This is a genomic window from Paraburkholderia silvatlantica (assembly GCF_003096715.1).
GTDB lineage: Bacteria > Pseudomonadota > Gammaproteobacteria > Burkholderiales > Burkholderiaceae > Paraburkholderia > Paraburkholderia silvatlantica.
In genome coordinates this window covers 135,620-149,331 of sequence record NZ_QEOL01000002.1, presented here as the reverse complement: position 1 = coordinate 149,331, position 13,712 = coordinate 135,620, and the positions used below count along the sequence as shown (strand labels likewise).

The following is a 13,712-nucleotide window of genomic DNA, read 5'->3' as shown; positions in this document are numbered from 1 at the left end:
GTATCTGCGTTGACACGTGTCGGTTGAGGACGGTGGGCAAGCTTAACCCGTCTTGCCCACGCTCTGTCGCCGCGAGTCTCAAGCAGCGGTCATAGTCAAGTCAGCCTCCACCGTTGCTTGGTCTGGCTCATAGTCTTCACCTTCTTCGCGAATATCTCCCGAGTAGGCTGGTTTGCCCATCGCTTCTTCAATCAATGCCAAAAGTCTGCTTTGCCTGTCAGTCATGAAAGCTTCAAAGGCGTCGGCCCGAAGCAGCTCTGGATTTATGAAATGTGAGCGAAGATGCTCGTCTAGCCGTCCACGCTCAATTGATGGCGTCGTTGCGTTTCCTGATTCAAGCTTCGCGAGATACTCCGACGGTGCGACTCCGCCGATAATCCGGTTGGTTCGATAGGACAATGGCGTCTTATTGATAATCGAATCGAACACGGTGGGTTTTATGTTGTGCGACTTGCACCACTCCTGAGGAAAAATGTGGTGAATGTCGACGTTTTCACCGAAGAACACAATATGGTCGAATTCCTGACCCGAGCGAAAGTCCTGTGCACCCCTCCGCATCAACAGGGCATTTACCCCTTTGTACGCGGCCGACAGACGCATTCGCATCGTTTTCAATCGGTCGGCGCGGAAGATAGTCTCGCTTACCGTCGTCGGTTCCGGTCCGCCGTTGAGCCACGCCGGGACCTCCAGGAAGTCTCGAGAAAAACGCGAATCGGCTGCCGAACCATAGAGCTCGCCAAAGACTCCATTCCAGTACCATCGCACCAGTTTTGCGCGGGTGGTGTCATGTTCCCAAGCGTCCCCGATGTCGGCGAGAATCGCCGCTAGCGGGACGATTTGCGACTGATAGGGAAGGTCGAACACGCGGTAGATGTGCAGCATGTGCAGGAACTTTGCCGCGTGTACAAAGCCGGTCTCAACCTGTGCCTCATACTTCTTGTAGGCACTCAGTGGCAGGTTCAAGAGCGCCTGCCGGTTGCCGGTAACGGCCGGCAGGTCTCTTCCGGATTTTCCGGACCGCTCCGCTTCCCGTCGTTTCTCGCGAGTATGAAATAGCGAGATTGCCTGCAAGAAGTCTGTGTTCGTCACATCGGCGATGATGCCGGAGGTTGCGCCCGCAGGTCGCAATGTTTCTGCGAACCGGCTCTGGCGTCCCGTGACACTCTCGTTACCGTACCAGTCTTTGCGGAGTTCATGTCCCTCTGCCGCATACATCGCAGTTACCAGCTCAAAGGCATCAAGTGGTTTACCGCCGGTGTTTACCTTTTCGAACACGACGCATACGGCCTCCTTGGAAGTCGAACGGTCGAGAGCGATGACCGGCACCCGATACTGTTTAAAGTTATCGAGGATTGTCTGCTTGAATGTGCGAAAGAGTTGGCGGATTTCCGTGTGTGCGTCTCCGCGCCAATGCTCGTGAAAGCCATCCTGCCACGAGTCCCAGTCAAAAACCTGCGATACGGGATACATGAGCGCTTCATACTCGCGCTCCGGAGTTGCGAGGTCAAGAACTTCAGAGCGACCAAAATCTGCACGGATGACCCTGTCCTCCGGGACACCGATGATTGCGTCTTCCCGGTCACAAGACGGGTCAAGCGCCTTCCTTATATCGATGTAAAACCAGCGTTTGACCTTCTTGTTCTTCGGTGTGACGGTCTCCACGACCTTACCGCGCAGCGTTACCTGATAGAGCGACGTCATCCGCTGCTGGCCGTCGAGGAGCAAAGAGCGTGGTCGGGCCGCTCGTGCGTCACTCGGTGCGCCTTCAACAGGTCGCGGTTTGAATTCGACTTCGCCTCCGGTTTCAAGCGTCATCAGCGCGCCAACGGGGAATGCACGCGAGATTGACGCGATTAAGCTCTTGATGCGGTCTTCATCCCATACCCAGCTGCGCTGGAAATCAGGAAGTTGAAGGGCACCCCGGTGACAATCGTCGAGAAGCTCTCGGAGGTCTATCGGATTGGTTTGAAATGCGGACCTTGCCATTGTCGATTAGTCTTCCATTGGTATCGGAAAAATCTCACCACTGTCGCAGAAATTCATTGTTAGAAGGGGCTAAATTTGTTATCGGCCGATTTTTCACTGCCACTCGGCTCCTCAGGCTCGCCCGGGAGTGCGGCCCGAAGCGACTGTACGGAGCCCCACCCGGCGTTGGCTAGTTCCTGAAGCAGCTTGTCGCTCGACTTCAATAATCCTTCGATGTCTCGCTGCAAGCGGGCGACATTCTTCTCTTTGGCCCACCGCTTGTCTGCAAGAAGCATCTCGACCAAGGCCGTCCCTTCAGCAAGGCCGAGATGCGTTGCGGTACCATCAGCCAAGATGAGCAGCCGCGCGGTGTTCAACTGGCCCATGCGTTCTTCATCGAACAGCGCGCTGTCACAGACAGCTAAAGGGGTGAGCGAAGGCGGTACCCCACTTCCCATGCTACTTATCCGTTGCAGCAACGTCGGATGAGTCAGAGCCGGCGTCTCGTTAGGTAGTGGTAACGCCTTGCAAACCAGGAGATTACCTAAAAACACTTCATCCGAAGCCCTTGGGGGCGGCACGGTCTTATTAAAACAATACTCGACGGGAATGCCGAAGTTGTTCAGAACGACGAGTCCCGCGTGCTGCGCGCTGTCAAACGACGGCAGAATTCCTTGGTGACGGACCTTGAACTCGAGCAACAGTGTCTGCCAATCACCGACGCAACTGACCAAGTCAGCGCAGTGTTGACCGAGGTCAAAGAAGTTCTGTTCGGCATTGGCGGGTAGGCATGACGAGTACGCAGTACCTATTGACTGGAAGTAGCTGCGGAGGTGTCTGTCAGCAGCCTTGACGAGGTGGTGTTCCTTAATTTTGATGTCTTTACTCATGCCTGCGTTCGCTGCAAATGCTGATTCGCCCGCCATTTAACCCCGACTGCCTCTCTGACCGTGCGCGTGAGACGAAACGCGCCGCGCGCCTCCTGCCCAGTCCTGCTCACATTGAAGTCCCGCAGTGGGTTGGGTCGACGGCCTCACCGCTCCCTCCGCGCCCGTCTTGCTGTTTTCGCTTGCTTGGGCTTGCCTACGAGCGAGCACATCCTCCCACTCCAGCTTCGACCACATTTTTACATCAGAGAGCGGCACTATGCGTGCATGAATGGGACCATCAGGCGAGTAAAGGGCGCAGAATTTTTCTGTGCATGAAATTGCGGCACCCGAGACAGCCTCTGCCTTTTCGCGAGTAATCTCAACGAAGTTGAGTCGATATTTCTTCAGGGCAGGGAGATTCAAAGTCCGAACAGCGCCCATTTGCTGCTCCGCGTCGTGAAATCCCTCGGTTCTCGCTTGCTGAAATAGCACCAAAGGAACGACGACGGAGTATCCCAGCACTACAAGGGCCACTACAATCGCCCAGCAAGCGACGACCTCCGAGGTTACGATGTTATCCTCTTTTTTTTGTTCCGCCTTAACGTCCTTTCTTGCCCTGTGTTTGGAAAAGTACTGACTTGCCCAGTTAGCGGCAAGCAACATAACCACTGCAAATAAGGATAGGGCAGAAAATGCGAACAGCATTTTTACAATCACATCCGCTTGAGCGACGTAGCCTAAAAGTGCTAGGTCGTCGGTATTCCATGGAAGCGCATCCGAACGGAATCCAAACATCTCGAGGTACGCCTCTCGATAGGCGCGTCCAGCATTCTTTTGTGTCCAATAGAAAAGCGTGCCCAACAAGGCAAGGCTGCTGATGAATACCGTTGCAATGGCAACCCAGGTAACTGCCGGCTTCGCAGGCTCCTGAGGCTTAGTCGCTTGACGTTGATGCAAATAGCGAGGAAAACGTACTGGCTGCATGTTGAAACGAGTCCGAGCAGAAAGTGAACTTGTCTATAGCGTTCCTCTGCTATATCGGCAACTCCGTGCTTAACTTGAGCGATGGCACCGCCACTGATGTCGTTGACGCTCGGCGTTCAAGACCGACGAACTGTCCGAGATTGCATCCGAGATATGGGGCTGGTGGTTGTCTCAAACGAAGAGTCTACCGGCTCAGCAACCTGCTGAAGAGCAAGTCGATATCTTCATCTTCGCCAGCGCTGCTTTCAGCCTCGTAGCGATTGTCTTCTGCGTCGGAATCCTCCTCGTCTTCCTCGTCATCTTTGGACTCTAGAAAATTCGCTTGCAATTCAAGAGCTGCCACGCTCGAACTCATGTCAACATTGATGTATTCTTCGAGCTTCTTGAGTTCCTTCGCGCAGTATCGAATTTCATCCGGGTTCTCCTCGTTATCCAGCGACATCGATACTGAAGCCTCGGCAACGTCAGCAATTGCGCGCGCATCGGCCTTGTTGAACGGTGCACCAGCGCAAAGACAACCTCTGATAAGGCTTTCCAGAATCGACAACTCCATTGTTCCGTACTCTGGGTCGTTGAACGCGCCAAACGTCGCAGCGCGATAGCAACGATTGGATTCAAGCACTCGTTCCATCGACCAGTGAGTCGCAATCCAATGCTGAATCCGGGCTACATCTACAGCACCAATCATCCTGTTCAACGTATCGCGAATGAGTTCGCTCCACGCCGAAACCGTGAGAAGACGCTCCTCCAGAATACGAGTCTGCTCATCCGGCAGTTGGGCCCTGAATTCAATCTGAAGTTCACGTAACGTAATGGCCGACAACTTAACGGGTTCAACATCCCACACCATCCTCGGTGTGCTAGCCCCGTACCTGTAAGTGAGGAATCGACGGTGTACGTTATCCTCGCAGAGTCGCAATCGTTGACGCAGTTTCACCCAGAATGCTGGGACCGTCTCGTCGATTGTCTTTGTCGCTTCGGCCGCGTTGAACACGACATTCAATTGGTCAAAAGAAGTTATTGCGGGGAGGACACGCTCAAGCCAGGCAGGCTCTTCGGATACCAATCTCCGGACAAACTCGGCTACAGATGGGTTGTGAAATTGCGCAATGTGTAGCTCAGGAAGCCTCCAGTTTGAGGCTGCGAAGCGCCCGGTCTGTATGAAATTCCCATCAATCTGCCTCATCGCGTCTCTGAACTGCGCCGCGAGGACTTCTGATGATACGTTCCGATTCATTAAGGATACACATTTTCGAAGCATCAAGACCTCGGCACTTCCACCGAAGCTCCAAAGACAGACCAAGATGTGTTTTGCTATTTCACTAATGTGTCGGTGGAACGGAGTCGACCATAGCTTCGCCGGGTTCTCGAATTCCTCCTTGACGTACTTGATGTACTCCCCGTCGGTCATCGCTTTACTGTTTGCTGCGTTACTGATTGCTTCAACAACGCGGGGATTGAAGTGTCTATGCTTGACTATCTCCCGATATACACCCGCCTGCACGAACGCGTCGAGCCGTCCATCGGCCAATTCGGAGAAGTACAAATGATTGAATAACATCCTCGCTCTTTGCGTCTCGGTGTAATCTGCGAGGGAAATGGTGCACTTTAGAAGCTCGTTCGCTCTCTCATCAAACGCTCCATGGACTCGCTTCGCATCTTCAAGAATGTATTCACGCGTCGTCAGCACGAAACGGAGGTTAGGCGAGGCACTCACCTTATCCAACAACGCCATCAGCGAGGAATCCTCGTTTTTATCGAAGCGCCGTGAATCGAATTGGTCCATACCCAAAAAGTCGTCGTAGACGATGAATAGCTTTTGCCGTTCGTCGCGCACTTGATGAACAAGCGTCCATGCGTCTTCGACGTTGCTGGATATCATCACCGGCTCAAACCCATGGTCTATGTAGTGACACATGAGCATTCGTGCGAGTGTCGTTTTCCCAATGCCCGGATTTCCCGCTATCAACACGTGGTGATGTGCATGCAGCAGTTCCAGAGCGCGACTTAAACCGTTGTGAACGACAAGCTTGCTTAGCTGCCTGCGCGTAGCATCGATTGTGGCTTCAGTGAAGGCAAAAATTCGCGCGTGCAACAAGCTTTCGAGTACTTGAGTACTAGAAACCCAGAGCTTGAAATGTGCCTTCTCAACTTCGGGATGCTCGCGAAGCAGGGCGTTCAGTTCGTCTACCCCCAAGATGTCACTGGTCGACTGGCACCAAGGGCGAAATTGTTCGAAAATCGCATCCTTATTGTGTGGACTCAATCCGACGGAGGTCGCCAGCACGTATCGGCGCGGCCGCAACTTGGCTAGTTTCGGGATTTCATGCTTAACGTTCCGCAAGAGTTCAGCAATCTTGTGAGGAGCATAACGTTTGCATTGGACGATGGTATCGCCTTCATCGGTATCAACGGGTGCAATGCGCAGGTCGATGCCATCGTCTTTCCCAGCCTTAAATATTTCCAATCGCTGGCCCCAACTACGTGACAGGAGGTCAGCTACCAGATTTTCAAAATCGCTCGGACTCAGTGTTGTGAAGTCGTATGACATAGATGCGGCGTGCTCAATTGTCGTGATTTCGCAGTCGGTCGGTGGTCGCTTGCCCGCGAGTTAGACAGTCTCTCAACTTCAGAGAGCCATCCCGGCTGCGTCTCCCGACTTAGCGCGCAATGCTTCGTACAGCTTCGCTGGTCCGAGCAAAATGTCCTTCAATCCGTCACGCACACGCTCCGAGTCGAGCGCCTGTCTGCTCATGGTCGTATGCGCATCGAACGCATCAATGATGGCGTGCATCAGCGCGTCCTTAAGGTCGGGGGAACTCGCGAACTGCTCCTTGCTGTTGCTCACGGCCTGTTGGACCAGCAGTTCGTTTTCAAGCAGCTTACCCTTGAGCACGCCATTCACGTACACGAGCTGGTCGTCGTTGGTCAGCTCTCCCTCGAAGAGGCCGTTGACCTTCTGGATGATTTCGTCGAGGAGCGCCTTTTCCTTCTCCTGGACTGCGCCACTGCCAACCGCGTCCATCGGAGGCAACTTAGGGGCCTCGCCCTGACTCAGATTCAAATTCTGGCGGCCCGTGTTTTTCAGGCTATGGTGCGTCAGTGTGACCTTTGAAAGGTCTACAGAGTCACGCTCGCGACCGAACTCCAGCAACGGGATGAGCCGCTTGTAAAACAGGAAGCGCTTTTCGATGTCCGTATTGCCGTAGTCGAAAATCTGCGAGAGGAACGCGTAGAGGCGCACGAATGCGCCCATGTCATTTTTGAACAGCACCAGTGCGTCGAGCGTGTCTTTGGCTGCCTGGGCGGCCTTCCCATCCTGCTGAGCCTCTGCTGCAACCTTGTCTAGTTGCGCCGCCTTGTAGCGCTTGAGTAGCCGGTCGGCTACGGGTGCGATAGCGGACTGCAGTTGAGCCTGCGTACCTTTCGGGTCAAATTCGACCTTGGCCACCCGGTCGACCTCAAAATCGTCGTAATAGCCAACCGAATCGAGTTTTGCGCGCAGGTCATAGACATGATGCGGGTCGGTCGTAGCTTCGAGTTCGGCGGTCTCGTAATAGCTCTTGAATGCCTTGAGGACTTCATCTGCGTCGTTCACGAAGTCCAGGATGTAGGTGGCGTCCTTGCCCGGATGTGCGCGATTCAGGCGCGACAGCGTCTGCACCGCTTGGATGCCTCCAAGCATCTTGTCAACGTACATCCCGCACAGCAAAGGCTGGTCGAAGCCCGTCTGGAACTTGTTAGCGACGAGCAGCAGGTGACACTCAGGTTCGGCGAAGGCATCGCGAATATCGCGTCCCTTGAGCCCGGAGTTCAGCTCCTTGCTTGTTTCGGTCACCGGCACCGGATAGCTCTCCGGGTCGTCGATTTCGCCAGAGAACGCTACGAGCACACCGAGCGGATAACCCCGGTTCTCGATGTACGCGCGAATGGCCTTCTGCCATCGCACCGCCTCCTTGCGGCTGCCGACGACCACCATTGCCTTCGCCTTGCCGTCGAGCAGCGGTTGCACGTTCTCGCGGTAGTGTTCGACGACAATCTGCACTTTCTGCGTGATGTTGTACGGATGCAGCCGGACCCACTGCATGATGCCCTTCATCGCAGTGCTACGCTCGACCTCCTTCTCGTCATATTCCTCGCCGTCGTGCGCGAGCCTGAACGCGAGCTTGTAGGTCGTGTAGTTCTTCAGGACGTCGAGAATGAACCCTTCCTCGATAGCCTGTCGCATCGAATACACATGGAATGGTTGCGGCAATCCATCCGGACCTGGCCGACCGAACAGTTCAAGCGTTTTCTGCTTGGGCGTGGCCGTAAAGGCGACATAGGTCAGTCCCTTGCCACCGGCGCGTGCTTCCATCTGGGCGGCCAGTAATGCTTCGGTGTCGATTTCGCCGCCATCCTGGAAGGCCGCCCACTCTTCGGCTGATAGCAACTGCTTGAGCTTCGCCGCCGATTCGCCGGTCTGCGAACTGTGGGCCTCGTCGGCAATGACCGCAAACCGCTTGCCTTCGGTTGCCGCAAGTTCCTGCACGGCCTGCAGGGCAAAGGGGAATGTCTGGATGGTGCAGACAATGATTTTCTTGCCGCTCTTGAGCGCCTGGCTCAACTGCGCACTCTTGCTACCGTGCTCATTGGTAATGGTGGCTACGACGCCGGTCGTGCGCTCGAAATCAAAGATGGCCTCCTGCAACTGGGCGTCGAGCACGGTGCGGTCCGACACCACAAGCACGCTGTCGAACATCTTCTTGTGCTCGACGTCGTGCAGGTCCGCGAGGAAGTGCGCGGTCCAGGCAATTGAATTCGTCTTTCCTGAGCCAGCGGAATGCTGAATCAGATATCGCTGGCCGGGTCCCTGAGCAAGGACGTCCGCAACGACCTTTCGGGTCGCGTCGAGCTGGTGAAAACGCGGAAAAATCACAGTCTTCAGCTGCTGCTTTTCGTCCCGCTTGCCGATGAGATAGCGGTGCAGAATGTCGAGCCAGCTGTCACGTGCCCAGGTGTCCTCCCAAAGATAAGCCGTCGCGAAGCCGTCCGGATTCGGTGCGTTGCCTGCCGCGCCGTGGTTACCTCTGTTGAACGGCAGGAACCGGCTGGCCGCGCCAGCGAGCCGGGTGCACATCTTCACCTCTGTCTGGCTTACGGCGAAGTGCACCAGCGCACCGCCAGGGAAGCCAAGAAGCGGCTCAAGCTGCCCACCCTTGGGCTGGGGGTTCCGGTCGAAGCGGTACTGGTCGACTGCATCCTCAACGTTCTGCGTGAAGTCAGACTTTAGCTCGGCGGTTGCGACCGGTATGCCGTTGACGAACAACACGAGGTCCACCGCGTCCTGCGGGTGATTCGGCGAGTGGCGAACCTGGCGGACGACGCGCAGTCGGTTGGCGGCGTACCGCTGCTGGATGGCAGGGTTGATGGCCAGCGCGGGCTTGAACTGGACGAGCGAGAGCGTCTCCTTGAGCCCCAGCATTTCAACGCCCCGGCGAAGCACATCCAGAGTACCGCGTTCGTTGAGGCTCTTACGCACCCGTTCGGCAAGACGCTCAGAGAGCGCTGGACCATGCGTCTTCGTCAGGCGCTGCCAGGTGTCAGGCTGGGTCGCCTCCACCCATGTGAGCAGGTCCGGCAAAAAGAGCGCGCTGACGCGGTCGTAGTGGGCGGCATCGCCTTCCGCATAGAGCCAGCCATTGGCTAAGAGGGACTGGCAGATTGCGGCCTCGAAGTGATGTTCCTGGTGCAGGTTGCTCATGGATGCCCCCAATGCGTTCGATTTTGCTTTTCTCTGATAGTTAGCGTAGGCCGGTTAGCCCTCGGCGTAGCTTCGTTCGAGCAGTGGCCTGGCGCGTTCCAGGTCAGCCTGCCCGCGCAATGTCAGTTCGACATCGCCGGTGCCCCAATGTCCGACCTGGCTGACGTCACGGCTGAACCCTTCCTCCAACTCGACGGATGAAGCGTCAAGCTTGAGCGTCACGAGGAGTCTGTTCGGATAGGCGATGACGCAAGCGAAGTTCTTCAGGCGTCGGAAGGCGGTATAGAGCTTCAGGCGCTTCTCCTGCACGTCGTCACCCAACGAAGTCAGGACGCTGGTGACTTGTGCGTACAGGTCACGAATTTCGGCGGACGCGATGGCAAGCTGTTCGTCCACTGACTTGTCCTTGCCTGCCGCCTTCGGCTTTTCCTGCTCAGCGGGTAGGTCCGTTTGGGCGGGCTTGACCGCTGTGGCATCGGGAACGGTTTGCGCATTGACCAGTTCGAGCAACAGCAGGTCATCGCCAAACAGCTTGTAGCGAATCAGCTCGATGTTACGCGGAATCTGCTGTACCGCATGTTGGTCATAGCGGGTGAAATCGGCAGCGATGCACAGCAGGCGCGTGCCGGCCCACTCGATTTCATCCGCCACGTCTTTGCCGAGCTTTTCCATGACCAGCCAGCGAAACTCCGCCTGATGGTCCAGCAGCCAGTCCAGATAGAACAGCCCCTGGTTGATGACGTTCTCGTTGCTGTGGCGCTTGTACTCGATGATGACCGGGCAGCCGTTCTCGTCGAGGCCCAGCGAGTCGATTCGGCCCCTGTGCGTCTTGCCGGTGACGTACTCGCTGGCCAGAAAGCGAACGCCAAGGAACGTTTGCATGTTCGCCTCGACGAGGCTTTGAAGTTCCTTTTCCAGCTTTACGGCCTGGGTTGGCAGCTCGCTTGCCGTTCCGTTCGAAAGGCGAAACAACTGGAGGTCGCTCATGCGGCGAGCTCCTGCGACATTGCATTACGGACATCGATTTTGCCGGTGACGGCGGCGGAAATCAGGGCGCTGCGGCGCTCCTTGAGCAAGTCGATGGCTCGCTCAGCCTCGGCTTTTAGGGCGTCGAGTTTCGCAATTTCAGCATCAAGAAACGCGACGATTGCAGCTTGTTCTGACACCGGTGGTACACAGACGATAGTGGGGTGAATATCATTTTTGTCGACGCCGGGAACGGCAGTCTTTAAGGAATTTAAGATGAAAAGGTGCTTTAACGACTGAAGCATGTACCACAGGTACCTTGGCAGGTTGTCGTACATTTCAATCGCATACAGCGCAGTGTTTAACGGCCAACAATCTTCGTCGACCAGAGTGAATTCACCGATGGTTCCGTATCGACCGGTCACAATCGTTGGCCCGCTGGTTGCTGCCTTGTTGTGCCGACCTGAGACTCCACCTGAAGAAACGACGGGAATATCGCCCTCCACGCGCTCTTCCGACGGGAGGTCGTGCCCCCGCTGAAGCACAACTGCGCGCTTCAGCGGACTCAAACGCCAGTGTGCGGGTACTTCCCCCAACCACGCCACACCAGAGGCCTTCAACGGCACGTCAGGGTTGACGCCACGGGTGACAGCGTGCGAGATGGTCGCCTGGCGCTTTTCTGCCATAAGCGTGAGGAGCTTTTCCTGCTCGGCAATGAGCGCGTCGATTTTGCCAGTTTCGTGGTCCAAGAAGGACAAAATCTGTAATTGCTCCTCCAAAGGTGGCACAGGAATGACCAGGGACGCCATGGTTTCCGAGTAAATTACCTCGATGGTGGTAGCGTTACTATAGAGCTCGATTTGAGTTCGCAATAGATTGCTATCTTGAATCAGGGCGCACAAAAACTTCACATCGAGTTCTGCCGCATCTGGTTGCACTCGCAACAAACATGGATGAAGCACTCCCGTCCCTGCATCTTCAGGAAGAATCGCAGCACGTCCGATGGTCCCTCGTGTAGTAACTAGAACGTCGCCCGGGAATGCTTCGAAGGCGCGAAGTTGTTCAAACTTGGCTTCGGTTACAAAGTTGTCGCCTGCGGAGAAGTCGTTATCGATGACGTTTCGCTGGTTATATACTTTGATTGTCCCCTGCATCATTTCTGCGGATGTCAAGTGACTTCCGAAGGGTCCAGTCTTGATGGCACCGGAGCGACGCCGAACAAAGTATTTAAGGGGACCCACCCGCCAATGCTTAGGAATTTCGCCCAACCACGGCAACCCGCTGTCCTTGTAGCTGGAGTATCTCACCAAGCTCATTCCGCCAACTCCTCGAGCATCTTCATGATGTTGGACGATACAGCCTTCAGCTCCTCGTCAATCGTGTGCAGGTCGCGCGGCGGCTCGAACACATAGAATTGCCGGTTGAACGGAATCTCGTAGCCGACCTTGCTCTTCTCTTCATCAATCCAGGCATCCGGCGCGTGCGGCAGCACCTCCCGCGCGAAATACGCCCCGATATCCTCAGAAAGCGGTACGTTCTCGGTATCCCGTAGCGCGCTATCCGCCTGCGGCTTACCTTTCTGCTTGCCCTTGACGCCGAGCACGATGTTGCCTTGCTCATCGCGCAGCGGGCGCTCGACCGTAATCGTCGTGTAGCCGAAGTCTTGGTTTTGGAAAATCCGCGAAATCGGGAGCGACTTCACCATGCCGCCCGCAGGCACGTCGGGCGCATTGCTGCCTGACGGTACGACCCATCGCCCGACCTCTGCACCTTCAGCGTCAAGTACCGTTGCCAGCTCTGCTTCGACAAAATCCCCGAATAACCGGGTAACTGTCGCGATTTGCTCGTCCGACATCTCCCGGCGTTTGCTGCCCAGACTCTTGCGCATCTTCTGCCAGAAGCCCGACGCATCGATGAGTTGGACGAACCCCTTGCGGGAATCGGGCTTCCTGTTCGACAGAATCCACACATAAGTGGAGATTCCCGTGTTGTAGAACATGTCTGTCGGCAGGCCGACAATGGCCTCGACCAGGTCGTTCTCCAGCACGTAGCGCCGGATTTCGCTCTCCCCGCTACCGGCACCACCCGTGAACAACGGGGAGCCGTTCAGCACGATGCCGAAGCGGCTGCCGCCGTCCTGCGCTGGACGCATCTTGCTCATGAGGTGCAGTAGGAACAGCATCGAACCATCAGACACGCGCGGCAGGCCGGGGCCGAAGCGCCCATCGAAGCCTTTTTGTTCATGCTCGGTGCGCACTGCCTTTTCAACCTTCTTCCATTCGACACCAAACGGCGGATTAGAAAGCATGTAGTCGAACTTGCGCCCGGTATGGCCGTCGTCGGACAGCGTGTTGCCCGCGACGATGTTCGCGACATCTTGGCCCTTAATGAGCATGTCCGCCTTACAGATGGCGTACGACTCGTCGTTCAACTCCTGGCCGAACATGGTCAGCCGCGCAGCCGGGTTGTGCTCACGCAGGTATTCGTCGGAAACCGAGAGCATGCCGCCCGTTCCGGCTGTCGGGTCGTAAATGGTTCGCACGACGGCGTTGCCTGCCGTGAGTACGTCGCTGTCCTCGATAAACAGCAGGTTCACCATCAGCCGAATGACTTCGCGCGGGGTGAAATGCTCCCCCGCCGTTTCATTCGAGATTTCGGCGAATTTCCGGATGAGCTCTTCGAAGACGAGGCCCATCTGGGTGTTGTCGACCACATCCGGGTGCAGGTCGATGTTCGCGAACTTCTCCGTGACAAGGTAGAGAAGGTCGGCCTTGCCGAGCCTTTCGACCTGCGTGTAGAAATCGAACCGTTCAAAAATATCGCGCGCTGCTGGCGAGAACGCCTGAATGTACGCGTACAGGTTCTGGCGAATATTGTCCTGGTCGCCCAGCAACTTGACGAGGTCGAGCGGCGAGGTGTTGTAAAACCTCGCGCTGCCGGCGACGCGCAACAGGAAGGGCTCTGGATTGAGCCCCATCTTTGTTTTTGCTTCGAATTCTGCGAGCACGGCGGGTTTCGTGGATTCGAGTACGCAATCCAAGCGCCGGAGCACGGTGAAGGGCAGAATCACGCGCCCGTACTCAGATTGTTTGTAATCCCCGCGCAAGAGGTCCGCTACGGACCAGATAAATGAAGATAGCGCTTGGTGGTTCATTGTATTTCGACCTTGCCTGTGTGCTGGTTAC

General features: G+C 56.0%; 8 protein-coding genes. All 8 read right to left on the bottom strand.

The annotated features are described in order from the left end of the window. Positions 1 to 78: 78 nt before the first annotated feature. The 8 genes from C7411_RS02950 to C7411_RS02915 all read right to left on the bottom strand — a co-directional run bounded on the left by C7411_RS02950 (position 79) and on the right by C7411_RS02915 (position 13,681). Entirely contained in the window at positions 79 to 1,986 is a 1,908-nt protein-coding gene (locus tag C7411_RS02950) for a GmrSD restriction endonuclease domain-containing protein (protein WP_110383199.1), read from the bottom strand. 59 nt (positions 1,987 to 2,045) lie between these two features. After that, positions 2,046 to 2,855, bottom strand: coding sequence for a hypothetical protein (locus C7411_RS02945; RefSeq protein WP_110383200.1), 810 nt, complete (start codon positions 2,853 to 2,855; stop codon positions 2,046 to 2,048). Between the two features lie 36 nt (positions 2,856 to 2,891). Next, positions 2,892 to 3,818 carry a hypothetical protein gene (locus tag C7411_RS02940; RefSeq protein ID WP_133253612.1) on the bottom strand — a complete coding sequence of 309 codons (927 nt, stop codon included), beginning with the start codon at positions 3,816 to 3,818 and terminating at the stop codon, positions 2,892 to 2,894. A 184-nt stretch (positions 3,819 to 4,002) separates the two neighbouring features. After that, positions 4,003 to 6,369 carry an nSTAND3 domain-containing NTPase gene (locus tag C7411_RS02935; RefSeq protein ID WP_110383202.1) on the bottom strand — a complete coding sequence of 789 codons (2,367 nt, stop codon included), beginning with the start codon at positions 6,367 to 6,369 and terminating at the stop codon, positions 4,003 to 4,005. A 78-nt stretch (positions 6,370 to 6,447) separates the two neighbouring features. Next, the gene (locus tag C7411_RS02930; RefSeq protein WP_110383203.1) at positions 6,448 to 9,561 is read right to left on the bottom strand and encodes a type I restriction endonuclease subunit R; all 3,114 of its coding nucleotides are present in this window, start codon (positions 9,559 to 9,561) and stop codon (positions 6,448 to 6,450) included. A gap of 54 nt (positions 9,562 to 9,615) precedes the next feature. After that, positions 9,616 to 10,548 carry a DUF5655 domain-containing protein gene (locus tag C7411_RS02925; protein WP_110383204.1) on the bottom strand — a complete coding sequence of 311 codons (933 nt, stop codon included), beginning with the start codon at positions 10,546 to 10,548 and terminating at the stop codon, positions 9,616 to 9,618. Next, positions 10,545 to 11,843 (bottom strand): restriction endonuclease subunit S, encoded by a 1,299-nt coding sequence (locus C7411_RS02920; protein ID WP_110383205.1) that lies wholly within the window; start codon positions 11,841 to 11,843, stop codon positions 10,545 to 10,547. Before C7411_RS02920 ends, C7411_RS02925 begins: the two co-directional genes overlap by 4 nt. Beyond that, positions 11,840 to 13,681, bottom strand: a complete 1,842-nt coding sequence (locus C7411_RS02915) for a type I restriction-modification system subunit M (RefSeq protein ID WP_110383206.1) — start codon at positions 13,679 to 13,681, stop codon at positions 11,840 to 11,842. The genes C7411_RS02920 and C7411_RS02915 overlap by 4 nt, the downstream gene beginning before the upstream one ends. Between the last annotated feature and the right edge of the window lie 31 nt (positions 13,682 to 13,712).